16 protein-coding genes are annotated in these 26645 nt (G+C 49.6%); all 16 read right to left on the reverse strand.

The window, feature by feature from the left end:
• Positions 1-87 precede the first annotated feature (87 nt).
• Positions 88-912, reverse strand: coding sequence for a heparin lyase I family protein (locus tag QQK89_RS06660; RefSeq protein WP_284237713.1), 825 nt, complete (start codon positions 910-912; stop codon positions 88-90).
• A gap of 176 nt (positions 913-1088) precedes the next feature.
• Positions 1089-8087 (reverse strand): CBM96 family carbohydrate-binding protein, encoded by a 6999-nt coding sequence (locus tag QQK89_RS06665; RefSeq protein ID WP_284237714.1) that lies wholly within the window; start codon positions 8085-8087, stop codon positions 1089-1091.
• 109 nt (positions 8088-8196) lie between these two features.
• Positions 8197-9774 (reverse strand): extracellular solute-binding protein, encoded by a 1578-nt coding sequence (locus QQK89_RS06670; protein WP_284237715.1) that lies wholly within the window; start codon positions 9772-9774, stop codon positions 8197-8199.
• A gap of 75 nt (positions 9775-9849) precedes the next feature.
• Complete coding sequence (locus QQK89_RS06675; protein WP_284237716.1) at positions 9850-10731, reverse strand: carbohydrate ABC transporter permease; 882 nt, start codon at positions 10729-10731, stop codon at positions 9850-9852.
• A 10-nt stretch (positions 10732-10741) separates the two neighbouring features.
• A complete protein-coding gene (locus QQK89_RS06680) occupies positions 10742-11722 on the reverse strand; it encodes an ABC transporter permease (protein ID WP_284237717.1) in 981 nt (326 codons plus the stop codon).
• A gap of 103 nt (positions 11723-11825) precedes the next feature.
• Positions 11826-14015, reverse strand: coding sequence for a glycoside hydrolase family 52 protein (locus tag QQK89_RS06685; RefSeq protein ID WP_284237718.1), 2190 nt, complete (start codon positions 14013-14015; stop codon positions 11826-11828).
• A 169-nt stretch (positions 14016-14184) separates the two neighbouring features.
• A complete protein-coding gene (locus tag QQK89_RS06690) occupies positions 14185-15273 on the reverse strand; it encodes a response regulator (RefSeq protein ID WP_284237719.1) in 1089 nt (362 codons plus the stop codon).
• Complete coding sequence (locus QQK89_RS06695) at positions 15270-17081, reverse strand: sensor histidine kinase (RefSeq protein ID WP_284237720.1); 1812 nt, start codon at positions 17079-17081, stop codon at positions 15270-15272. The genes QQK89_RS06690 and QQK89_RS06695 overlap by 4 nt, the downstream gene beginning before the upstream one ends.
• A gap of 219 nt (positions 17082-17300) precedes the next feature.
• A complete protein-coding gene (locus QQK89_RS06700) occupies positions 17301-18266 on the reverse strand; it encodes a DUF5107 domain-containing protein (protein WP_284237721.1) in 966 nt (321 codons plus the stop codon).
• Positions 18263-19171, reverse strand: coding sequence for a creatininase family protein (locus QQK89_RS06705; RefSeq protein ID WP_284237722.1), 909 nt, complete (start codon positions 19169-19171; stop codon positions 18263-18265). Before QQK89_RS06705 ends, QQK89_RS06700 begins: the two co-directional genes overlap by 4 nt.
• Before the next feature lie 6 nt (positions 19172-19177).
• Complete coding sequence (locus tag QQK89_RS06710; RefSeq protein ID WP_284237723.1) at positions 19178-20158, reverse strand: aldo/keto reductase; 981 nt, start codon at positions 20156-20158, stop codon at positions 19178-19180.
• A gap of 26 nt (positions 20159-20184) precedes the next feature.
• Entirely contained in the window at positions 20185-21417 is a 1233-nt protein-coding gene (locus tag QQK89_RS06715) for an NAD(P)/FAD-dependent oxidoreductase (RefSeq protein ID WP_284237724.1), read from the reverse strand.
• A gap of 13 nt (positions 21418-21430) precedes the next feature.
• Positions 21431-21748 carry a MocE family 2Fe-2S type ferredoxin gene (locus QQK89_RS06720; protein WP_284237726.1) on the reverse strand — a complete coding sequence of 106 codons (318 nt, stop codon included), beginning with the start codon at positions 21746-21748 and terminating at the stop codon, positions 21431-21433.
• Entirely contained in the window at positions 21729-22832 is a 1104-nt protein-coding gene (locus tag QQK89_RS06725) for a fatty acid desaturase family protein (RefSeq protein WP_284237728.1), read from the reverse strand. The genes QQK89_RS06720 and QQK89_RS06725 overlap by 20 nt, the downstream gene beginning before the upstream one ends.
• A 221-nt stretch (positions 22833-23053) precedes the next feature.
• The gene (locus tag QQK89_RS06730) at positions 23054-24298 is read right to left on the reverse strand and encodes a Gfo/Idh/MocA family protein (protein ID WP_284237729.1); all 1245 of its coding nucleotides are present in this window, start codon (positions 24296-24298) and stop codon (positions 23054-23056) included.
• 232 nt (positions 24299-24530) lie between these two features.
• Complete coding sequence (locus QQK89_RS06735) at positions 24531-26627, reverse strand: WD40/YVTN/BNR-like repeat-containing protein (RefSeq protein WP_284237730.1); 2097 nt, start codon at positions 26625-26627, stop codon at positions 24531-24533.
• Positions 26628-26645: the final 18 nt, after the last annotated feature.

Below are 26645 nucleotides of genomic sequence, written 5' to 3' on the forward strand. Positions count from 1 at the left end.
AATAAAGCAACGGCCGCCATTTTTTTATGGCGGCCGTAATCTTTAGAAGAACCGAGTAATTGCTGCCCGGCCTATAATTGCTGACTATTAAGGAGCCACATCGCTATACGTTGTGCCCCATTTGTAATTGTCGTAATAGACCTTCATCGTATTGTTCTGTGCTCCTCGGTACATACCGAAGGAATTGTAATATTGATTGATGAAGTTTTTGCCTTGAAAGCCTGCCAGGAAGCCGAGGTAGCCGGTCCAATTGACGACCTGTGTGCCGTTGTACCAGATCTTCACCCCGCCATTGCCGCTGGCATCGGGTTTGAAGCCAATTACAATAGAGTTAAATTGATCCGTCGTTACTTCCTGCGACCACAGGGTAAGAGCGTTCCCGCTTGGACCGTTGACGCCGTCGATGTTGTAGTAATCTTTATTGCGAACTTTGAACTGGTAGGTCAGCTTACCGTTCACGTTTGCCAATTCAAGCGCTCCTTGCGGAGAAACGTAATAGCTGTCCTGATGGAATTGGTCAAGCACAACCCAGTTGGTCGGCAGCGCGCTGTCGGATGGAATTCCGATCTGAAACCCGTTATACCGCCATTCCCCGAACGGCTGATTTCTTGCGGCATAATATTCGTTCCTCTGCTTCTCGCCGGCTGTATATGGATTAGCCTGCAGCTTCAGGCTTGAGCCCGTTCCGGATGGCGTCCATGTCGAGAAATAAGGCATGACCATGTTGTTGCGGTCCAGCTCTTTCTCCTCGAATGTCACTCCGCTGTCAGTCAAGTCCCAGCTCGTGGAATTGATCGAAGCTCCTTCAACGTCAATGTTGGCTATGATGCTTGCGGATGCTACGGACGCAAAAATCGTTACGGAACTGACAAGACCAAGCATTCCTAAAGTCCATTTTCTTTTGATTGCCATAAATATTGGCCTCCTTTAAATAAATGGATGTCTAAATCAATAGCAGCATGCCTGAAAGAGTGGCTTGTTCTCAACTGATTCGACTATCACCTCCCTCCATGGCTCACCCCAAATGAAAACGCATTCATAAGTAGCAATGAATCAAGGGGATATGACTATCCCCTTGATTACCCGCTTTACTGGTTATACACACGATACAGCAGCATCGCCGCTTCGGCTCTTGTCGTTGTGCCAAGCGGGCGGAGGAGGCTGCCCGAGCCCTGCACTACCCCGCTTCCGATCAACGTTTGCACGCTGCTCTTGGCATAATCGGCAACTTGCGCCGCATCGTGGAATGTTGCCAGATCGGCAGACGTTCCGCTGCCCGGATTGTTGCCTGCCAGGCGCATCGCGCGTTCAACCATGACGATCATGTCCTGCCTTGTAATATCTTCCGCCGGATTCAAGCGGCCGTTGCCTACGCCGTTGCTGAGCCCCAGTGTCAGAGCTATTCCGGCAGCTTCATAGTAATAGTCCGTTTGATGTACGTCGGCAAAGTTCGTCTCCACATCGGCTGTAAGTCCCAGCGCCTTTATCAACAGCTGGAGGAAATCCGCTCTCGTGATGTTGGCGTTCGGATTAAAGGTTGTATCCGATGTTCCGTTTACAATACCCTGAGACACCAATACTTCCACCGCTTCTTTCGCCCATGCCGCTTGGTCCAGATCCTTAAACGTTTTCACCTCGTAGCCTACCGCATACAGACTGAAATGGGTTGTTGTAAAGGTCAGTTTACCTGTTGCCGCATCAAACTTTGCCGGCATCCTGATAATCTGTCCAGCGCCGTCGATATACCAGATGGCAATGTGCTCCGGATGGTTCAATTCCTGCGCGGTTGGCGTATACGGAATGCTGACAGTTACCGGTGCATTGTTGTTTTTCCATGCAACCGCTTTTCCATCCAGCAGCGCCTGCAATTCAATGACCGGTTTATCTCCAATCTTCCGTTTCGCATCGGCGTTTAACAGCGAGGTATCCGCCCATCCGATGGAAATTCCAACAACAGTTGCTTGTTTCAAGTCATTTGCTTTGAACATGTTATCCGGCAGGGTAACCGTGCCGACCGGGGTTATTAGGTTTACGGCCTTGTCTGATTTACCGTTGCCCGCATTCCCGTTTAGGAAACCGGATGCGGGAATGTTCAACCTATAGGCAGAAGCGCCAGCCAGCTCGCTCATTGTCACACTGACGATTTTATGTCCTTGCTGATCGGCATCTGTTTGCCCGAAAGCTTGTATGAGCGTCGCCTCGTCTACATTCGCTTGAGCCGTGCCGGCAGCCAATACCGGCTTCAGAACGATATTCCCCTTGTCCGGTGATGGAGTTACGGGAGTAGGCGGCGTTGATGGAGTGACGGCAGGAACGGTATAGCGATATTCTTCGGCATTTGGACTCTCCGAGACGCCGTTCACTGCACTCACCGTGAAATAATACGTCGTGCCTGCATCAAGACCTGGAATTTCGCTACCTGAATAGCCGTTCTCCGGTACGCTAAGCTGCTTCGTATACGCATGCGATTGTGTACCGTATTTAATGGTATAGCCCTGCGCGCCTTCGACTTGGCCAAATACGGCCTTCGTCTTGGCATCCGTTGTCTCCATGCTCGTCATTACGGGCTTGCTTAAGCCGTTTAGCTGCTCGACCTTGAAGTCGTCGAAGTAAACCGGCGTCAGAACGGAGAACAGACCAACCGTTCCTTTCGTCAACGACGTATCCGTAACGTCATAAGCCAATACGTCGTCGATATACAGCTTCAGGCGACTGCCGTCGAAGACGGCCTTCATCTTGTGCTCGGCCACTTGCTTGTTCAGCGTGAAATCAAACGCAAGATCCGGAAGAAAAGCATTGTTTACTTTTCTTCTCAGCATGACTTTTTCGGTATTCGCCGTTTTGTCGTATTTGTAATCCGCTACATAGTAATTGGCCGCCGTGTTGACTCTGCCGAGCAAGCCTACTTCCTTGGTTGTATCGTCCGGTAATAGCGTAAAGGTCGCGGAGACGGTATAATCGCTCCAATCCGCGCCTTGCGGTAGCCACAGACGCTCTGGGTTTCCGTTTGCCGTTTTAATTTTACCGTTCTCCATAACGGGCGAACCGGAAGACAGCACCCAATCGCTGGCATACTCGCCGTCATTGAAATCGTCCGTGAACAGCGTCGCTGCGTTCGCCATGGCCTTCCACTCGTTAGAGAGGCTGCTTGCGCCGTTAGCGTTGCGTCCCTCGATTACGAAGTAATAAGGCGCTTGGGATACGGGAACGTTCACGGCATAGCCCGAGGCCGTAATGTTGTCTATCACTTTCGTATAGCCGCCAGGGCTTAGACCGTACTTAAGCGTATACGACGTGTTCTTCGGATCGGTCGTAAAGTTGACGATCAGGCGGTTGCCATCCGAAATGATATTCGTAATGGTCGGCGTAACGGCATCGGGCACTTTAGGCGCGAAAGAGAGCTCTCGCGAATTCGCGCTTTCCCCGTTCGGGTCAATCGCCGAGACGGCGAAATAATACGTTGTATCGTTATTTAGTCCTGTAATTACCGGATTCGCGCTTGTCGTCAGCAACGTATGCGTATATTGACCCGGTTGCGTTCCGTATTTGACTTTGTATGCAACGGCTCCCGGCACTTCCGAGTAGGTTAAGAACAACTTAGCGTTGCCAACGGCGATGGACTGAAAATCCGGTGTATGCACGCTAGCATTCTGAACGAGCACGCCATCGAATTTCGCGCTGGCTTGATTCGTATAGAGACCAACGGCGCCGGAAGCGAATGCCGCGTCTGTCGTCGCCAGCTGCTGCACACCGTCTACATCAAGCTCCAGACTGTTCCCGTTCATAACGGCTCTTAAGCGATGAGCCGTATCGGAAGATAAAGCGACATTCTTCTCCACGAGCGGTGTGAATTGGCCATCCGCTTTCTTCTTAATAGCGAGTTTGCCATTGTCATAAGAGAACAGGTAGAAGTTATTCTCGTCCTGGACTCTTCCGAGCAGCCCCGTCTCTCCTCCGTTCATATCCTTGATCCAGGCAAAGTAGCTGATATTATCGAAGCTTTTCTTCGAATAGAGAGCCGAGCTTCCCGCCGCATTACTTTGCTTCAGCAGCTTTTCGTTCTCGTCCACGGGCTTCGCGCCCGTCATATGAGATACGGGATCCTTCGTGTTATAAGGTACGATGCTGTCATTTACTCCCTGCCAGCTGCCGTCCTTCACGATCCAGTTATCGGCCAGATTGCGCGTGGCTCCGTCATAGTTAAACGTGTCGTTTAATAAGGCCGGCTTCAGGTAACCCATCGACATCATGCTGTTTATATAAAAGTTTTCCGGCAAGTAACTGGTTGCGATTTCATAAGAGGACTGGGTGAAGTACCCGTTCACAACCTTTGCGTAGTAGTCCGATACACCCACGCTTTGCAGCTTCACGATATCGGCCGCTGCCGCTTCGTTCCCCGGCGCATTCATGAATCCAAAAAAATTCATGATTCTCGTATTCTGCAAGCTAGGATCAATGCCAAGCACAACATAGGTTGCGCTTTGTCGGGAACCCTTCGTATCCGTCGAATCGAATTCATGTCCCATGCCAAGCTGTCCCATATAGTCGCCATCCTGCGCAATGTGCGTCCACGACTTCCGCTGCGAGGCTTCATGGAGCTTAAGCGGATTTTGCAAATATTGCTCCAAAGTCACCCCCTTGAAGGACCAGTTGCTTGGCTTGATCGTACGCTGTACTTTATCCGCCTTTTCAGCCAATCGCTCCGCTTCCGTCGCAGCCGTAGAGAAATTCGTCGTTTTCTCGAACGATTCTTTCACTTTGGTTAACCCCTGCGCGTTCAGCTCCGCGATAAAAGCGGCGTGATCGTAATTTTGCAAAATGTCCTTCACGTTTTCCAAGCCTAGAACAAAAGAAGATGTAAAGAAAATAGTAAGATTTGGTTCCCAGAAGTTAACTCCCGTACCGTTCCACGTATTGGGATCTCCGTTCATCGCGAGGCGATCCCCCGGACGCGGATTACCCAACTCGTTGTAGTCGTTCAGCGTATAGGCCGTACTGATTAGGCCGGCTTTGAACAACGTCAGAAGCTTGGATTTCTCGGTATCCGTGAACATCCCCATAACCGATTGGTCATTCCACAAGAGCGCAATGCTGTATAGCATCGGGGATTGCGATCTGGAATCCAGCCCGCCCTGGAGATTAGGCATGTTGGCCGGCGTGCTGAGCATCTTCTTCACGGTCGACACATAACGGTCGATATATACGGAATCGCGATCGCCCGAAGCTATTTCCTCGGCAATAAAACTAAGTCCCTTGGCGGCCTTAAGCTCGGCTCCCGAGCCTTCCGCCGCGTCTTTATTGCCGAACACAATATTGGCGGAGTCAGCCATAGCCTTCTTCAAATCGGCTTGTTGCGGCGGCAGATACGGGTAATCCGTGTTGACTGCTTCTACGGAAGCCGTCGTCAAATCATCGGGCGTCACATTCCCGACCGCGTCTTTGAGCGCGCCGGCCTGAATGCGCAGCATATTCTGATTGCCGCTTAACGGCTCGTTCAAAATCATCGTTAGCGTGCTTCCGCTTAGAATCGCCTTGTCCGCTTCGCCCAATGCGCGGTAGTTCGCTCCTCCGTCCGAGGAGAATTGCATAGCTTGCTTCAGCTGGGCATCGCTTGGCAGATTATTGAACGCATTCTCGCTGAATACAATTACCAGCTTTTTGTTGAAATTCGAAGGATAAGCCGATAGGATTTGCGGCGCGCTGGAATCCGAGGCTATGGCACCCGATGTATAACTTTGCGCAACCGTATTCCCCGCCGCGTCTTTGAGCGCGTTTGCCGCCACGAGCAGCTTGTTCGAATCGCCGCTTATAGGCAACGTCCGCGTTACCTTGAGTTTACCGCCCGTTATCTCCACGGTGTCCCCGCTGGCTAATGGCAGGAAGTTTGTGCCGTCCGCGGAAAATTTGACGGCATTCTTCAAATCTTCCGAGGAAGCCAGATTGCTAAACAAAGCTTCATCAGCCGATAAGGTCAATTGCTTGCCCGTCAGATCGGTTTGAAGAACGGGATTAAGCACCGGAGCCGTCACGTCGTATACGAGCGTATTCGTGGTCACCATCGAAGCAAGGACGTTTTGCCCACTGTCCTGCAACGTGTTTGCGGCCACTTGCACCTTGGCCCCAGAAGCGCTTAACCGGTTCACCAGCGTAATCGTCAGCTTTGTTCCGTTCAGAGTCACTTGATCCCCGCTTTCAAGCGCGGCGAAATTCATCCCATCCCTGGCGATGGTAACGGCGGCTTTCAACGCGGCGGGATTTGCCGTAGCATTGCCAAGGTTATCGCTAAATTGCAGATCAACGGTTCGGTTCTCATTGCTGACAACGCTGTCCACATAGGAAGGCGGTTCATTATCGTAATTGACGACCAATTGCGGGGCATTTGCTCCGCTTTCTTTGCCGCTTACCGTCCGGTTTACCGAAGGCGTTCCCAGTAGAACGAAGGAAACGACGCCATCCGCCAGCTTCTGCTGCTCTACGTAGGAAGTGACATCCCATTCATACCATCCGTTTCCTCCCCCTACGCTGGACGCGGTAATCGCGGAGCCGTAAGTTGGTTGATTGGAGTAGGTAAGCCCGGATTCCGTCCATGCGTCATCAACCGCATACAAAGTGAGCGGCTCAGCCGCAGCGCCCGCATCCGTGAAATTCAATCGAAATTTTGCCGAATTGTAGATGCCAAGCGAATCCACGTTAAATTTGAAGAAAATGCGGCGATTGTAAGTCGAACCGCCCTCTTTAAGCAGCATCGCCGTTTCGGTCCCATAGTTGCTCGACAAGTTGGCGGCACCGCTGTCGACTCTCGCGTCTTCCGAGACCGTTATCGTTCTGCCTTGCTCAAGTCCGCCCAAGTTCGACGTGACCGTTTCAATCGCTGTTGGTGTGGCGTTGCTTTCCGATTGAAGAGCTCCCGAAGCAACCTTCAGTTTATTCCGAATGCCCATAAGCGCTTCATTAAAGGTAACCGTTAGAACATTGCCGGTAATGGCTACCTGATCCTCGGATTGCAACGCCGCGTAAGTTGCCCCTTCGTCTTGCGACAACGATACGCTTGCTTTCAGCTGATCCGCCGTACCCATCACACTGATGGGCTTGTCATAAACAAGCGCCACGCTTTTGCCGTTATTACCGACCGTTGCCGACAGAAATGCCGGCGCGCTGGCATCCTGCATGCCGATAAGCGCCTCCGTCGTGACGGGCGAGAGCAGAATGTTGCCTGCGGCATCCTTTACCGATGAACCAGCCACACGGATTTTGTTTAATGATCCGCTTAATGCTTGCTGTAGCCCTACTTGAATGTTGTTTCCGCTGATTTCAACTGTGTCGTCCGCGCCAAGCGGATTAAAGTTCACGCCGTCCGTCGCCAGCGAGATCTGATCTTTCAGAACAACTCCCGCATTCTCTGCAAGAGCTTCGTTGTATGTTAATTGAATGCCTTTGAAGTCTACTCCAACCGCGCTAGATTGGTAGACCGGCGGCGTATCGTCCGATGTATATTCCAGCTTCGGTCTTTGCGTATCGTACGGTCTTTCGGTATCGTAAATTTGAACTTGGGTGTTTGTCGAATTGGCAATCATAATGGAAGCTTTGCCAACCGCTTTTTGCGCCTTGATGTAGTCAGTCAGGTCAATCGAATAATAGCCGTCCGTTGTCCCTATGTTGATCGAACCTATTTTATCTCCGTAATAAGGCTTATTATTCCAGTTAATCGTTGTTTGATCCCACGCCTGATCATCAACCGCGTACACGTTTAAAGAAACGGCAGCCGCCGGGGCTTTGGCGTACACTTTCACTTCCGCTTTCGTTATCGCGTCCGCAGACGGGAGCATGCTAACGTTGAATCTCATAAACACTCTTCTCGTTACGGAGAGATTGGAGTCTTCCTTGATGCTCAATAAATTGGCATTTGGATCATTGTAATTGGTGGAAGGATTTCCCCCGTCCACATAAGCGTCCGCTTCGGCGAATATGGCATTAGTCGCCGCATGTACGGATTGCGGCTGAATTAAGATCGAACCGTTCAGCGCGGTAAACGCCAGGCTGGCGATCAACATTTGACTGACAAACCTTTTTATTCGTAAGGATTTCATAAATTCATCCCTTCAATATGTAGTTGTCCACCATCATTGATTACGCTTACATTTTGCAATAAACGAAAAGTGAAGACGATTCGTCTCCACTTTTCAGCTGCTTGCTTCCTTACTTCTTGCCGTTCGCGTTATACCATTCCGTTGCTTGCTTGATTAGATCGTCGCCGCCGCGCGATCTCCAATTTTTCACGTACTCGTCGAAATAATCTACAGGCTGGTCGCCCATTACGATTTTTGCCGCCGTTTCAATAAACATGGTGCCGGGAACCGCGAACTCGCCGATCTCAGGCAGCGAAGATTTGAACGTCGGAGCGCCTAACAGAATGTTCGGTTGGCCTTCTTGCTTGCCTACGGTGAAGAACTCTTCCAATTTAGCTACGGCTTCGTCTCCGACTTGAACCTTTTTCAGATCAGGATTCCAACCGGCTAGATTAAACGTAATGGTTCTCCAGAGGGCCGTTTTGTCGTCGGTATCTTTTTGCTGGTTATAAGTAATTTTGCCTGCGCTGTCTTTGGTGTACGTGACGTCCGGAATACCGAAGGTAACAAATTCCTGTCCTTCTTCCGTAACGAGCCAATCGAAGAACTTGACGATCGCTTCCGGATCTTTCGCTTTCTTGGTAACGGAGAACGTTTTGTTGTAAGCGGAAATGCCAAAGCCCGCATATTGCACGCCAGGTGCTTTAGGAGATATCATAGGCTCCACGATTGCGCCTTTGCCGGGCAGCGCTTTATTTAATTTATCTTGCCAGTCCCAGCCGAGATTTGGATCGTGAACCCACAAGCCGACTTGGTCGTTTTGAATTTTTTGTTCCCATGTATTGCGTTTGTTCGACATGAATTCGCTGTCGAGCAATTTCTCGTCGTACAGCTGCTTGAGGAACGTAAGAGCCTGTTTCATTTGAGGACTCGTGTTCGAAGGCACAACCTCTCCGTTAATAACCGTCGCTCCATACTCGTTCGCTCCGAACATGCCGAGAATCGTGTCCAGCCACGTAAAGTTCTCTCGGCCGGACAATGGAATCTCGTCCTTCTTGCCGTTGCCGTTTGGATCTTTGTCGCGGAATGCGCGCAGCATGGTCAACAATTCATCCGGTGTTTTAGGCGTCTCCGTAATGCCTACTTTGTCCATCCAATCCTTGCGCACGAAGAACATGCGGTTGACCTTAGAATCTCCGGCTGCTGATTCAGGAATGGCATAAATTTTTCCGTCACGGGTTACGCCGTCCCAAGCCGCTTGCGGAATAACCTTTTTCAGGTTAGGGCCATATTTATCAATATAGTCATTCAAGGGAATCAATTGGTTGTTCGCATACAAGTCACCGTTCACGCCATAATCGGAGATCACGTCCGGCAGCTCGCCGCTGGCGAATTTAACCTTTTTCAGGTTATCCGCCTGTGCTGCGGGCAAAAACGTAATATCCAGAATCGTGTTCGTTTTCTCTGCCAGGTATTTAATCGTAGGATCATCCATCGCATTGCCGCCTGGGACAGGTTGGCTATTATCCGTCGTTAACAGGCTAATCTTAACCGGCGCTTTTGGCGCTTCTGTTGCATCTGCATTTGCTGCGGGGCTTGCCGAGGATTCCGTCTTCGCGTTATTCGTATTATTGTTGCCGCATGCTGCGAGAGCGCCAGCCATTGTTACCGCTAGAGCTACGCTGACCCATTTTTTCGAAGCGTTCATTTGAAAATTCCTCCCTTTTTAATATGTGACCCTGTATGTTTCTATATATGAAGACATAATGTCGACATAACGGCGTTATTCTTTCACGGAGCCAAGCGTAGCTCCTTTTACGAAATGTTTCTGCAGAAACGGATAGATCACCACGATCGGCGCGGTAGCAAGCACAATCGTTGCCATCTCAAGTGCCTTCGGCAAAAGCTTGCCCCCGGTATCTCCCGCTACCGCTGCCGCTATGTCGTTCGAGCTGCCTGCCGCAATCAGGAAATAAATATACATTTGGAGCGTTTGGAGATGCCGATCGTTAATGTACAGAAGCGGCGCGAAATAGCTGTTCCAGTGACCAACCGCGTAGAACAGCAGCAGCGTCACCATGATGGGTTTGGATAACGGAACAACAATCTGCCACACGATGCGGTAGTCGCTCATTCCGTCCACCTTCGCCGCATCAAAAAGCTCCTCGGGCAAACTGCGGAAAAACGTAATGCACAATATCATGTTAAACGCGCTGATTGCCCCCGGTACAATCAAAGCCCATATGGTATTAATCATGTGCAATTCCTTCACGACGAGATAGGTCGGAATTAAGGGCGCCTGAAATACCAGCGTGAAAATAATGAAGAGCATGATGGCTCTGCGGCCTCTCAGATACAACTTGGATAACGGGTATGAACCAACCACGGTCAATAGCATATTGAGCGCAGTCGCGATGACGACGACCTTCACCGTCATCCAGCCGGCCTTCCAGAACGCATCATTAGCCGCTACAAATTTGAATTGCTGCAAGGTTGGTTCTACCGGCCAGAAGGAAACTCTGGACTGGATGATGGCATTGTTGGAAGAGAATGCGCCTGCTACGACATGAAGGAGCGGAAGAACGGCAACCAGACTCATGACGACCAGCAGCAGGATGTTGAAAACGTCGAATGATTTCTCGCCCAAGGATTGTTTGATTTTCATTTGCTGCCTCCTAGTACAAGCTCTCGCCCGTTGTTGATTTGCTGATTTTATTCGCTCCCACGAGAAGGACAAAACCAATGACCGATTTGAACAATCCAATAGCCGTTGTCATGGAAAATTGACCGTTCATAATGCCTAAACGATAAGCATAGGTATCCAAAATTTCCCCAACCTCATACGTAATCGGGCTTAAGAAGATATACACCTGTTCAAATCCTACGTCCATGACGTTGCCGATTTTGAGGAGCAGGAGAATCGTAATCGCTGGCAGGATGCCTGGGAACGTGACATTCTGGAACTGCTTCCAGCGCCCTGCCCCATCTATCTTGGCCGCTTCGTACAGCGAAGGATTTATGCCGGATAAAGCAGCCAGGAAGATGATCGTGCTCCAGCCCATCTCCTTCCATATGCCGGCAGATACAACGACGGACCGGAACGCTGAAGGCGATTGCAAGAAATCGAATGCATGTCCCCCTAATCCTTCAATCATGCCGTTGACGAGGCCGCTTTGCACCGAAAGCATCATGTAAGCCAAGCCGTAGACGAGCGTCCAAGACAGAAAATGCGGTAAGTACAAAACCGTTTGCACCCAGCGCTTGAAGCCCATATTGCGAACCTCATTCAGCAGGCATGCTAGAATAATCGGCGCCGGGAAAGAGAACACGATTTGGTACAAACTGATCAGCAGCGTATTTTTAATTAATCGGGCATACTCCGGATTCGTATACATGAGTTTAAACCATTGAAATCCGACCCATTTGCTTTTGAGAAAACCTTCAAAGATGTTGTAATCCTTGAAGGCAATAACGCTGCCAAGCAGAGGAATGTACTTGAAGGTTATAAAATAAATGAAGACGGGAATCAACATGATATAGAGGGCATTGTTTTTCTTCACGAATTGAAAGAAACTCAGCTCTCCGGTTTTCCGTTTCCTGTTAGACAACGGCTTCTTTACCTGGACCGAAGCTGCTTCTAGGATCTCGTTATTCATAGGTCCCACCTCTTCTCTGTTTATATTTCTATTATATAAACGGCTGTTTCACGGTCCTAGTGGGGAATCTTTCGAAGTTCATGGCAATCTTCTGTTCTTTGCGTTATTCGACGCGATAAGTCAAACGGCCGCCTTCAAAGCTAGATTTAACGAGGGGAACCGTCCCCCTCTCCCAATCGGCGAACAAAAGAATAGGCACTTGCAGCGACCCTCGAACCGGGGCAAAAGATTGCTTCCCAGCAACCGCATCGTACACGAAGCCCGCTGCCGCATCCAAATAACCGAACACGGCTACGCCTCTTGGATAGAAGCTCAGGTTATTGCCGTAGAACGTTTCGAAGAACAAGGCCACCTGCTGCGTATTGGTCGTGGTTTGCCAGCTCCAGTAATTCTCTATGAGATGGAAGAGATCCAGCCCCCGGTAGGCCGCGGCGATGTCTCTAAGCATATTCATGGATATCCAGCCTACTTTGCCCGAGTGACTGGCGAGTCCCGGAATAAATTGACCTTCGTTCTCCGTGTCTTCATAGCTCGTATGGCGGCAGCCGTATCGGCCCAATGTTTTGTCCGTTGCCGTTTCCATGTCCAGGCGCAGTCTTTCATCTAGCAAGCCGGTACGATGGCCGACCATATCGAGCAAGGAAAGGCCATTCACCGTATAAATATGATAAGCATCCCAGCCTAGCAGCTCGCCCGTCTTTGGCTCGCCCGTCCACGGATCCACGGTTCCGTCCATCGTTCTCGACAGCGTGACGGCATAATGATCCTTCAGCCACCCCTTCTCCTCGATGGTCGCAAGAGCCGTCTGAGCATACTGCTCATAGACTTCCAATTCCTTAGCGTCCGCATCGCCCGCATGACGTAGGATTTGAATGCCTGCCTGAATTGCGGCCAATGACTTCACGCCCAAATAAACTTGTTCCGAGCCGTATTGAATGGCAGGAGAAGCATCGTCGACGGTATTGGCGCAGCCTTTATCCGGGATGCCGTTTCCGGTCGTATCGCAACAAGCGATAAAAGCCATTAATTTACGGATAAACCCGCTATGCCGAACAATCGTAGCATCCTTGCCGGATCTCCGCCAATGCGCGAAAGCCAGAAGAATGTAATTCGTACTTTCTTCGACTTCCATCTCGTGAGGGTAATACTGCTTCGTGCTATCGCCGAATACCCCCATATCATGGGATAAATAGAGCGTACCCTCGCCCCGTTCTCCGAGCAGAAGCTTCCCGTCTTTGCCAAAGAATGGCCATTCATTAAGCTCAAGCTCCAGCAACTCCGGCCAGAACGCAAGATAGAACGGCCCTTGCGTATACTCCACGTCGACGGTGGAATGGAAGTAACAATTGCCCTCCCACACGGTAAACCAGTCTTGCCCGTTGTCCCTTACCACCCACCATGTATTCAGCAGCCAGGCGTGCAAGGTTTGAGCCAGCAATTTAGAAGTAGATTCTCCAAGCGTATGATTGGACAGAATACGATCGACCTTCTCCGAATTATCCGCTACTTCATCGGCATGACGAATGGACCATTCAACAACCTGATCAAGTCCGGCAAAGCTTTGCGTATATTTGAATGGACTGCGATGGCCCAATACATTCAATACGGGCTGATCCCAAGCGCACCATGCAAGGGATAGGGAGTCGCCTTTCATTCCTTTGCCCAGCGAGAAGGATGCCGTCACGCAGTCGTCTTCCCACACGCCCGAAAGAATTGAGATGTGATCCCGGCATGATATGGTTTCCTCTTCCGTGCGAATTCCGCTCTGATGATCCCCTTCGTCTTGCGGCCGCAAAACAACGGATTCATATACAGCTTCAATTCCCGCCGCATTCGATTCTAGAGCGGAGCTAAAGGCAAATCCTTCTCCCGAGAAGCCCAAGAACAGCTTGCCTTCCACCGTTTCGTCGTACTGCGCAATCCAGCGGTACGAGGAAGGCAAGCGATCCACTTCGAGACTCAGATAAATGACTGGCACCGTACTGAAAAAGTTATCTCTCGGACGAAACGGAATGCGGGCCGTTAACTTCACGTGAATACCCGTCTCCGGATCGATGCCGCTTAACGTCATCGTTGTCGCCGTCATCTCCTGATCAACGAACTCGAAGGATTGTCCCTCCTGCGCCAGCGGAAGCGTCAGCACCCGCTCTCCGAGCGTCACTCCCGCTCTAATCTGAATCGGCAAGCCGGGATGGTTGCCATGCCGGACGAGGTACGATTGCCGGTTAACCGGATCCCAGGCAAATCCCAGCCTTGATCCCAATACTGTCAGTGCGTCTCCCATTAATTGCATCGTTCATTCCTCCTGTATGTCTGTTCTCGCTTCGGTTTGCTTATCATTATAGGTCCGCTGTCTTCCGCCAAACAGTAGAGGAGGTTTCGTTTTACTACGACAATCTTCGGGAAATAGCAAAAAAAGACTGTACCGCGCGTCGCACGGTACAGTCTTTTGTGACGAAAAATCAGGATTTCATCCGTTTCTTGTAATCGAGCGGGCTTAACCCATAATGCTTCTTAAACAATTGAGAGAAATACGTCACGTCCTCATAACCAACCTGATTGGCAATCGCGTAGATTTTTTCCGTGGTTGCCATTAAGATGTTGCGAGCTTCGCGCATTCGCACCGTTACCGTGTATGTGCCGATCGTCATTCCGGTTTCCTGCTTGAATAAGGTGCACATATACGTTTTATTCATGGCTGCGTGATCCGCAAGCTCCTGAAGATTAATCTGCTCTCCGTAGTGCCGGTCGATATACATTTTTATTTTATCGATAACCTTTACGGATTGCTGATCGCGGATGCCCCTCATCGCATCCACAAGCTGATAAGCGCCTTCTTCCAGCCTTCGAACCGCACATAACCGGAAGTAGCTTCGAACCTCTTGCAGCGACAGGGCGGCTTCGCCAAGCCCAATATCGTTGCCCTCCTCCAGCGCTAGCTTTATGCGGTCGGAAGTCAATTCCTCGATGATCGTGCTTAGCCACAGATTGCTTAACGGATTCAGCAAGTTAAAGTTGCCTGCTACCCAGCTTTCCAGCAATTCCAGCGTTTCTACAATTAGAAGAGGCAGCGTCTCTACATGCAAAGTTCGAATATGCTCCAGCCATTTATCCACCCATTGTTTATGATGAGGCAGCTTTTTGAGCATTAACTGGGCTGCAACTCGATGACGATCCGCGTCCAACTTTTCACTAGCCTTGTCCAAGGCACGGAAGAGCAGCTCCTCATCCACCGGCTTCAGAATGTAATCCAGAGCATGTAATTGAATACTCTGCTTAGCGTATTGAAAATCATCGTAACTGGAAACAACCATACAGCGCATCCAGGGATACCGCTCGTTGATTGCGCCGATGAGCGCCAGCCCGTCCATGACCGGCATGCGGATGTCCGTTATGCATAAATCCGCATAGTGATTATCTAGCCAATCCAGCGCTTTCACGCCATTGGCAGCCGTCCCGGCAACTACGGTCGTCGGATGGTAAGCTTCTATTGATAAAGATAAACTGTCACGAATCAGAGAGGAGTCATCTACAAGAAGTACGCGTATCATCCGCCAGTTCTCTCCTTTGGTTTATTCGGGAAAATAACGCTAACGCGAGTCCCGCCTTCATCCGCCATTCTTTCTATTGTGATACCCGCAAGACTATGATGCGGATAAAATGTTTTAATACGATAATGAACATTCAGAATGCCGATTCTCGAAAGCTGCAGGAAATCCTGTTCGGTTTGCACTTGTCCCAGCGCTTCCTGGATCTCACTCAGCTTCTCGCCGGATATGCCCGCTCCGTCATCTTCGATATCCACGCGGACGTAATCGTTCTCCCATCGGTAAGCCGAGATAACAATCCTTAATCGCTCACCGGTCATTTCGTAACCATGCTTGATGCAGTTTTCCACAAAGGGCTGCAAGCAAGCCTTCAGGCACGCTGATTGCTCAATCCCGGCCTGAATCTCAAATCGGAACTCCAGCTCGCTGGGATATAAATGATCCATAATTAGCATGTAATCCCGAATATGCTTCACTTCGTCTTCAAGGGTAACTACAGATTCTTTATAATTGGACGTATACCTCAGCATATTCGAAAGCGCGATGGTCGATTTGCGAATGGGCTGATGTCCGGCCAGATTCGCCATGGCATTAATAGACTCTAAAGCATTATACAGAAAATGGGAATTGATTTGAGACTGAAGGGCAGACAATACGGCCCGTTGCTGAACCATCTTGGATTCGGCCAATTGATGGATGGAAGAATCGATGCGGTCAAGCAGCAAGTTATACGTCTCCGCCAGATCGGCAACTTCGTCCGTACCTTTCACATCGGTGCGAATATCAAAGCGTCCCAGCTTCGTTGTTGTCATCGTCCTGCGAAGTACCTTAATGCGCCTCGTAACCGAACGCGCCACTAGATAGACGAGAACAATGGCAATGACTAGACTAAGCATGGCAATGGCAGCGGTCCAATTCCGAATTTCAATAATGCGCTGTGCCAAATCTTTATAAGGTACAAACACCACTACCCGCCAATTTACTTTCGGAATGGATTGATAGACGACCATCTGCATCTTGCTTTTATCATACAGATAGGCAGAAGCCTCGCTCTTCATCCGGGCTACCAGCGAATCTTCCAGATTAGCATTAATCATGGAGAGATCCGGCGCGGAAATAATCTTGCCGTCTTCATTGGCAATAATCGCTTGGCCATTCTTCCCCAGTTCAATCTGATCTAGAATTTGCTGAGTTGGCAGCAAGGAAATATCCACGGCCAAATACACGGGTTGATCGGTGTAATACAGCTTTTGCACATAGGTCAGAATCGGAATTCGGATAAATTGTCCGTTGCTGTTTTTGTAATCGTTGCGAAGCTGCACAAACGACTGAATCCGGCCCGTGTCCGCTATCTTTTCTTTCAGTCCCGAGTCGGAGAAAGAGTATTCCGTATTTAATACGGCATCCCTAATGGGATTGCGATATACCATTTGATTGCCGTTCTCGTTATACAAAATAATGGAAAGCGTTTCCTGATGAAAATTGATATAAGGGCCAATCACCCGATTTTCCATGTCCTTGAGCTTCGTGTAGTTCTGATAGGTATCCCCTGGTTTAAGTAGCGTCCAAGCCTGGAAATCCTGACTGACCGCAAGCGTTTGGAAAAACTGTTCGTTATCGTTTATATACCGGGTCAAATTCAATGTGGCCTGCTTCAAAATCTGATTGCTGAAGCGCTGGGCATCGGATTCAATCGCCCTGGCGCTCTTGTAATAGCTAAATCCCCCGATCGTAATAACGACAAGGATGACAATGCAGGAGATCATGAGAATAAGCTTCCATTGCAAGGAACTTTTAATGAAACGGAACAACCGAACTCTCCTCCTAGCTTCTTAGACTGTCTTAAACGCTTTTCGGACTGCCCGTTAACCAAAAAAAATAAGATGTTCCTTTCAATTCTAGCAGAAAACCGCTAGGACTAGAATGAACACCTTTTAACCTTCAATTATGAAATGCATGATTAAGTATAAGCTGAATTCAGCTCTCGTTCCATGGGGTAATCTTCTGCTTTTGTATGACAATCTTCGTTTCTATCCATCAAGCCTTACGTCTAATTGCCAAGATATAACCTCTCCCGATTTAATCCTCATCAACTTATCGTTCCTGTAGGCAAGCGTGAGATCATCATAAAAACCATTGCAAGGTTCAATCGCACAGACAGAGTTCTTGAGATAGTTCCCTTCGTCGATCCATATGCCGAGGTACGGAATTTCTTCGGCAGACCAGCGCAGTGCGATAGACTCTCCTGTATTTCGTTCTACCAATCCCGCATGTCCTTCTCTAATCTCGCCGTTTACGTAGAACTTGCGGGAATCCCGGTTCGAAGCAGGACCAATACGGTTTATCGGATAAGGGAGAACCTCGTCGCCTTTCGGCCAGCTGTACAAGCTTCCTTCCTGTAAGAGATTGCCACCGTCGACGCAAAGGATTTGGGCCACGTCATCCGGGAGGATCACTTCAGAATGCGCGGTGGTTGCAAAGAGCGGATGTGCGCACCAAAAGGCTAACAGCGTATCCGAACCACGATTCGTGCAGGAGTAATTGAAGCGTAATGTCTGGTCCTCAACAAAGCTAATCTCTCTGGTGAAGGTGTACGGCAGCGAGCGCCCATCAACCGAGCAAGCGATTAAGCCATCCCCAATAACAGAATTCCACGGAATGGACCAGAGTTCGCCATGGTCTGGAATCGGACTTCCGAGGTAAGGACCTTCACAGGGATAGTCACAGGCCAGAATGGACGGAAAGCATTCGTCCCAACCACTGATGCCGGATTCGCCGAAGTCAGAACCGTACGCAACCGGATACAGTTCGCGAGCATCGGAACCAATAAGCCATTCCTTGCCTGTCGTCTTGTAAAGCAAGGACACGATCTTTGCTCCGAGTTCCGGAATGACGATAAGCTTGACCTTATCGGATTCCAACTCAATCGCTTGTAATCCTTGATACGCGGTTTTACTGGCAATCCCGCCTTGGTACGCCCCCAACCCGTTCTTCATGTCTCACGGCTCCATTCTTTTCCTATTGCTGACGGACTTTCGTACGGCTTCCATTGCGACTCAGCAGAGACGGCAGGCTGCCCTGGATGGGGGGACACACTCACCCAGTCATTGAACTGCTTCCGAAGTTCCGTCCAGATTCGTTCTACGTCGTCATAGGTTAACCTTCTTGGAGCCAACCGTCCCGAATGGCGTATTTCAACCAGATCAGTTGACATAGCGGTGGCTCCGGTAACTAAGCTATGCAAGCAGGTTTGCATGATCGCTTGCCCTAGTTTTTCGCTGGCCTCCGGCGCATCTTCTCCAATAGCCAAAGGTCCACCGGAACCAGGCTCATTGTGCAAATTCAACTTAGAGAAGTTAACAAGATCCTGTCGAATGTACATCAACTGCGAAATTTCATATTTGCCCGCATGATCGCCTTCGAAGCTTCCCGCCGCCAATTCCGGATCGCTGGCCACCCATACCCGAACCCCGCAATAACTTTCGAATAAAGATGCAGCTCGGCGCAAGTCCAGCTGATTCCCTCCGCTATGTCCGGAGATAACAATAATCCCTAAGAATCCGGCATTGGCAAAGGCCCGAAGCTGATAGAGAAAGAAAGGGAGCAGAACATGCGGCGGCATGCTTGTCATGCATGCGTTATTCTCGCCTACCGTATCTTCAAGCCATCTGGCGTGATAGCCGGATTCGTGGATATGATAGCCAAGGGAAGGAGCGACAATTCCCCCGACTTGCGCGGCAGCCTGTTCACAGAGCCATTCGGCCTTAATCGTGTCGAGTCCAAATGCGGCAATTTGACCATGGGGCTCGCAAAGCCCCATAGGCAGATAGACGACAGGACACTCGGTTTGGCGCTGCTGGAACTCTGAGGGCAACAATTCGGACCAACGTACTTTATTCATCACGCATCACCAGAACTTGGTGTCATAGAAATTTCTAATCCACCTATGATAGCGGAAAATTTCCTCAAACACCTCGTCCGGAAGCGGATCCTTCGCCAGTACCGCAATATTCTGGTCCGCATATTCAGGCACATGCATGGACACAAGCGCAGTCGTCACGCCCGGATGCTTCAACACGAATTTGATTGCAAGCTCCGCCAGGCTGTCCGCATATTGCGGAACGAATTGACGCAAGCGGTCTATGCGTTCCATATACATGCTCCTAGGCACATAATCGAAAAACGATTTGCGATAATCACTGTCTTCGAATTTAGTATCCTCGGTCAGGAATCCGCTCAACCCTCCCTCATCCATGATGCAGCGGGCAATAAAGGCTACGTTGTTCTCCTGGCAGAACGGGATTAGGCAATCGAGCGCAAGCGGATCGAATATATTAAAAACCGTTTGAACGGCATCCACCATACCGCTTTGCACGAGCGGAAGAGCGATATCATGCCGTTGATCCGGCAAAGAAACGCCGATATAGCGAATCTTCCCTTCTTGCTTAAGCTGCAGCAACTCTTCCAGCCAATATTCATGTTTGTTCCATTGAGGCCAGTATTGGTGAAGCTGCATGAGGTCGATGCAGTCGACGTCGAGCTCCCGAAGGGAGATCTCCGTACTTTCCCGAAGCCAACCTTTCGGAAAGGCTTCCTCCACCGGTATGACCGTACCCCAGCCCACTCCGCCAGGATAACGAGACTGAATTTTACTTGCCAGGAACGGTTTTTTGCCTGTCCATTCCTTCAATGCCTTGCCGACCAGCCTCTCGGAATCACCGTAAGCCCGTGCCGTGTCTATTAAATTAACGCCTTTTTCGAGACTATGCAGAACAGAACGGATCAACTCTTCCTCCTGATAGGATCCAAGCGTCCCTCCTAATCCCATAGCTCCGAAGCCGAGACGCGTGATGCTTTCGTCTGAACCGGCAAACTTCGAAAATTGCATACCAGAACTCCTCTCACGTTTATGCTTTAAAGCAAAGATTTTAATCGGATCGCGGGATCGGACAATTGTTCCGAAGACGGCTTCGCCCGTCTCTCGATAAGCTTCTCCAGAATGCGAATCTCTTTCCCGAGGCTTCCGTCTCCTATGCCGCTGGCGGCAACAATCGTCCCCTCTTCGTCAAGATGGACATACAATTGGTTCCCGTTCAATCCCGACCGTTCTACGGTTACGCATCCGAGATCCGGAAGTCCAACAACCTGGAGCGTCTTATCGTATTGATCGGACCAGAACCAAGGTACGGCCGCGTAGGATTCCGTGCCGCCCACAAGATTCCTAGCGGCAACAATCGCTTGATCAACCGCATTGCGCCATGCTTCAAGCCGCATTCGCTGACCGCCGAACAAATGATGAGGGAACGAGCAGCAATCTCCCGCCGCATATATATGAGGATCGCTCGTACGGAGCTGATCATCCACGACAATGCCGTTATCGACGACCAGTCCGCTCGCGGAAGCCAGCGTTGTCTCCGGAATGGCGCCGATACCCGCTACTATGACATCGCACTTCAGAATGGTACCGTCAGACAAGGTGACAGCATGCTCGCGCCCTGCGGGTGCATGAATCTGCTCGATACCCGTCCCGAGCTTGAATTGAACGCCAGCCTCGCGGTGCCGGCTTTCCATTTGGCCGGCAATTTGAGCCGGTACCCCGCGCATTAGAATGCGCGGCGCAAGATCAAGCAAAGTGACCTCGCATCCCGTCTCCCTGGCGCTTGCCGCGACCTCAAGCCCAATGAAGCCTCCGCCAATCACTACAACCCTCTTCCCGGCTGACAATCTGGAGCGGAGAACAAGAGCATCGGCATACGTGCGAAGATACATCACACCGGAGGTGTCGGATCCTTCCAGCATCAGTCTGCGCGGATTGGCTCCCGTTGCAAGCAGCAACCTGTCATATCCCTTCGAGCTCCCGTCCTCGAAAACAACCCGCTTTTGCCCACGCTCAATCTTGATCGCTTCTTTGCCCGTGATTAGATTAATCTGGTATGCGCCGCATTTCTGCTCGTCAAGGATCGTTGCGGGCGCGGGCGTCTGGGGCATAAGAAGAACCGTCTTTGACAGCGGGGGCCGTTCGTAAGGATGCATGTTCTCTCTGCCGACAATGGTAATCTCCCCATTAAATCCACCTTCCCGCAGTTCTATCGCTGCCCTTGCTCCAGCTTCGCCGGCACCTACAATAACAATCGACTCTATCGTCATCACGTTCATCTCCTTACTCAATCCTCACATACACTTTGCCGCCTGTCACCTTCACGGGATACGTTTGAAGCGCGTCACAAGCCGGCGTCTTCTTCGCTTGGCCGGTTGTATAGTCAAATCTTCCATTATGCTTCGGACACTCGATTATGTTTCCCATGACTAATCCATCGGACAAATGAACGCGTTCATGGGTGCAGTAGCCGTTTGTAGCATAAAACGCATTTTTATCGGACCGGTACACAGCCAGCGTAACGGAGCCGTAATCGAACCGAATGACATCCTCCTCCTCAATGTCATTCGAATCGCATACTTCAATCCATGGCTCTTGCATAATGATTTCCTCCTTCAACGGGAATTGGTTTATAGCGGTAAGGCTGTGCGCTCACCGGCAACTCTCGCACAATCGTGTAGGCAGGGTCTTTTCCCTGCTTCCGCAATGCGCTTACAACTTCCCTTATAGCCGCCCACGTACTCCGGCACGGCTTGGGGCAGTCCCCTTTCATCTCGGCGTGCAACTGCGGCAACGCATGATAAGGGACCATCGGAAACATATGATGCTCAATGTGGTAATTCATGTTCCAATAGATGAAACGGAAAAACGGATTCATATAGATCGTTCTCGAGTTCAGGCGATGATCTACCACGTCTTCATGCAAACCGAGATGCTGGCAGAGACCAAACGTCAGCACCAGGATCGATCCATAGAAGGAGGGCAGCACAACGAACATGGCGGGCAGTATACTTTGCGTATATAGGCATGCCGCGACAACCGCCGCAAATATGAGCAAATATACGCGTGATTCCCAAAATGTCTTGCGATATTCGGATTTCGGGATGTATTCCTTTTCTTCTTTATCAATCATGCCGAATGCGTGAAGACACATCCGTTTGATATCTTTGGGGCCTGCGTACAAATGCATGATCTCCATCAGGATGATCCTCCACACGGGCGGGCGAGGCTGCGCGATCTCCGGGTCCCGCCCAACGATGTACGTATCCGTATGGTGACGGGCATGACTCCAGCGCCAAGGCGTAGCCGGTCTAAGCACAAGAAAAGAAGCGAACTGGTAGATGACTTCATTCATCCACGGTGTTTTGAAAGCCGTCCCATGTCCGCATTCATGCCATCTGGAATCGCCAGGAGAAGCGTATAGGATGCCGTAGATCAAAAAGGCAGGTATGGCAAGCCAAGTCCCCCATGCCTGAAAGGCTAGTAAACCCGAGCCAACTAACAAGGCTAACCAGATGACGGTGTCCCTGATAGCGGGGCCGTTCTTGCGTTTCATTAACTCTTTCATACGCTTGCGGGGTATCGGGCTGGCATACCATTCCGCCGAAGCCAATCCGCTTTCCAGAGCCCGTTTATTCTCAGGACCCGATAGGCTATAATCCCTCTTGGCCTGTACAACGCCCATTCCTAATTCCTCCTCCATTCGACTGCTATCCATGTTTAATCCAAGTATAAGTCGTTCTCCATACCCTGTATTTAGCTTAAGTTTATAAAGTTGTGTCCAATAGCACACAAGAGATATTGTCATTCAACAAGAGATAAAGCGGTCGTTGCCAAAAAAAAAGAAGCAGTTCTTTGTCTGCTTCCTCGTACATTAGGGGCCGGCCACTCCTTATGTAATTCTATTTAGAAACGATAGGCTACAAAGCTATCCGGGTCCAATAGTTCCCAGTTCTCCGGCGGCTTGCCGAAATCCGTAACTTCCATCATCTCTCCATTATTCAAAGACGATTCGTGGGCGATTAGTCCCGGCATGATATAATCCGCTGCTCTCCAAGCATGGTTAGGAGGCAATTTCTTGGTCCAGACGGCCTTCAGAAAATCATCTACAAGAAATTGATGGGAACCAAAGTGGCCGTTCGGAAGACCGTCAAAGCTCTCCGGTAGCCGGTAGCTGTGATGAACTTTCGCCAGCGAAGCGTGGAAATCGTGATGGAGAACTTTATGCGTGCCTTCCCCGTCTTCCGCAACTTCTACATATTCGTCCGTACAATCCAGATCCGAAGTCAGATCTTCGACCTGTCCCCACTTTAAGTTCGACCAAACCGAGCCGCCCGCATGTTCTTCAAAGCTGCCGCTAGTGCCAAACATACTCATGTACACACTGTTCTTCCCGCCCCATCCGACACGGCGGAATTCGTTCACGCGCATCATTCCGCCATCGGATGTACGAACTAGAGCACTCTGATTGCTGAACGGATTATTCCACAGGTTGCCGTCTTTGCGGAAAATACCGTCTTCGTGCTCGTCGACGTATCCGAGACAAGATACATGTGTCGCTCTTGCTCCCGTTACGGACAGAATCATGCTAACGGAGTGGGTCGGATAATACATAGGCGGTATTCCCGCCACCTTCTTCCAGTCCTCTCCGCCGGAATGTTTGAAGGCATCGTAGAAACCATGAAGCATGTCATGCAAATATTGAGCTTCCCCATATACGAATTTACCGAAATGTCCCGCCTTGAACCGGTCTCTGCAAATGACCGTGCTTGGATAATAATAGCTCGTCTCACCGGTCATATAGATAAGACCCGTTTCCTTTACCGCATCCAGAATCAACGCAATCTCTTCTTTCGATTGTGCCATAGGGACGGCGCAGTATACATGTTTGCCGGCCTTAAGCGCCTTCAACGTCTGTTCGCCATGAAGATGGCGCTGCGTAAAGATCGCAACCGCATCAACATCGCTCAACAGCATCTCATCAAGCGAACGATAAGTCTCTTTTATCCCGAAGAATTCGGCGTACTTGTCGAGCCGGTCTTGCCGCTGCTCTGCTAGCGCCACCTGGTCTACGAACGGATGCGCCTGAAATAAAGGGATAAAACATTTTGAGAACTGACCTGCACCTACAACACCAATCTTATAACCCATTTCCCGTATTCCTCCTCAGAAGCGTATGAAATTTATGCCTCAAACGTTTGCCAATTGCGGTCCATATGATATACACCTTCATTGTAAACGCTCCAAAACGTATTTGTATTTATCCCAAATCATCAATTAAGTTGCCAAAATCACTAATGACCCAACAATAACGAAACAGCAGCAGCCATGGACGAGAAAACAAAGTCCTAGACTGCTGCTGTTTTATTAAACGTTCTCTCATTTAACTTTCTTTTTCACCGTAATAGTAGCCTCTACCGTTTGTACCAATATATACGCGACCATAGACTTGCCTGTCGCCTTCCATGCAGTTAGGATCATTGCCGACGCGGTTTGCATCATCGTTAATCCGAATCCAAGTCGTACCTTTGTCGTCAGATCGGAAAATACCTTCAACGCCGCCCACGCGTCCATATACATAGACTGCAGGCATGTCTTCGCTAAGCCCCTTGCCAAAAGCAAATAAATAAGCCTGGTCGACATTGTGCAATTTCGTAAAGGTATCTCCAAAATCACAGGATGCGTATATGCCTTCATGGTTCAGGTTAACCCACACATGGCCTTTATTATTAGGCATTGCTTTCATGTTTGAGAAAGTCTCAAGAGGCAATTCACTGACTTTCATCCAGTACATGCCCCCATCGGTACTTCTATAAACCTCGCCAAGATGATAAATGTAGTACACATTGTTTTGGACTCGATCAGAAGCAAGGCAATGATTATTCGACCAAAATTTCTCAACGCTGCCTTTTGGCGCGCCTACAGACTCTTGCCAGGTGACACCTGCATCAAAGGTTACTTTGGGCGTGTCTTGAATGGGAAGAACAACAAAATTGTTCTCATTTACCGGATTCATAGCTAACTTGCCATTTGCGCCAAAAGGCCAATTTTTAAATGCCGTCCAATTGACCCCATTATCACAGGAGTAGCCACCGCCTCCAGTTTTGCCCCATTCCCAAGAACCAACTCTAGCCATGAAGCTCGGATTACTCTCACAGAAGTCAATACCCGTTGTTTCTTGCATCTGTGGACCACCATGTTTATGTAGCGGGCTTTCTTTCAAATTGGTATGGCGCATACCATCGTTGTCCGCAATACCTGTAATGATATTAGCTCCAATGGGAGGACAAATCATAGTGAAGCTAACCATAGATTCATATCCTTGCGTATAAGACTTCCAATGGCGCGGTTTCTGTGATAGGTCATCTGTTCGCCAAATCGCATACCAGTCTGTCAAATACACTTGGCTTGGGTTATGCGGATTTATTACTATACTGGAAGTGGCTGCGCTAAAGTAGCAACTAGGAAACCATGGTACATCTGCCTCGGCAATGGATTGGTTGGTAACCAACTCCCAACTATCGCCGCCATTAAGCGTAATAAATATGGGATTCCAAAACCCGTTAAACCTAACCGAACACACCACTCGATCCGGATTTGTTGGATCAGCGGATATCCCCGTATATTCTTTGTAAACGGGATCTGGTGTAATATTTTTTGTAATACCTGACTCATATTTATATACGCCACTAGTCACGTCTGTCGTTCGTGCATCACAATAACCGGCTGAAATAAATAACGTACCTTCGCTATTCATACTCATACGATTCGGCATCAATGGCGTGTTCGGAATGACTTGGAATGTTTCGCCGCCATCTAGCGTTTCATATACGCCTTCACCGCATATCCCAACAAAAAATCTCTGGCATCTGCCATTAACAACGCTATTGGGATCGAACATAACACTTCTGATCCCATTTCCTTTCATTCCGTCCGGAACACCGGAAAGTTGTCTCCAATTATCGTTTTTCGTCGCTTGTTCCATCATGTAGAGACCGTCATTTCGTGTACCGCAGACAACATAGTCACTATTAGACGGATCGACTGCGATACACTCGCCATTCCATCGCATGGCTAGATTGCCTCTAAAATCTTTGTTAAGGTTCGTTCTCTCCCATGTCATACCTCTATCTCGTGACCTAAGGACATCGCAAGGATTGTCGTCTATATCCGTTTCGAAGTATTGCATCACTTCTTCTTTGCTATATTTACCTGCCGCTGCATAAATAACGTCCGTATTCTGGGCGTCAAGCGCAACAGAATCAATGCCATAGAAATTACGCTCGCTTAGACCAAACGAATCCATCAATTGAATCCATCTTTCTTCCTCTTTAAAGAAGCGGTATAAACCACCCACATCCGTTCTAACATAGATAAGATCTTCTTCTTTGGGATGAATAATTAGACCTGTAGCATAGCCGCCTCCACCGATTCTAAGGCTATTCCACTTATATTGATCACTCGTAACGGTTTGATTCATTATTAAACTCCTCTCGTA

Source organism: Paenibacillus glycanilyticus (genome assembly GCF_030161375.1).
In the GTDB taxonomy this organism is placed as follows: domain Bacteria; phylum Bacillota; class Bacilli; order Paenibacillales; family Paenibacillaceae; genus Pristimantibacillus; species Pristimantibacillus glycanilyticus_B.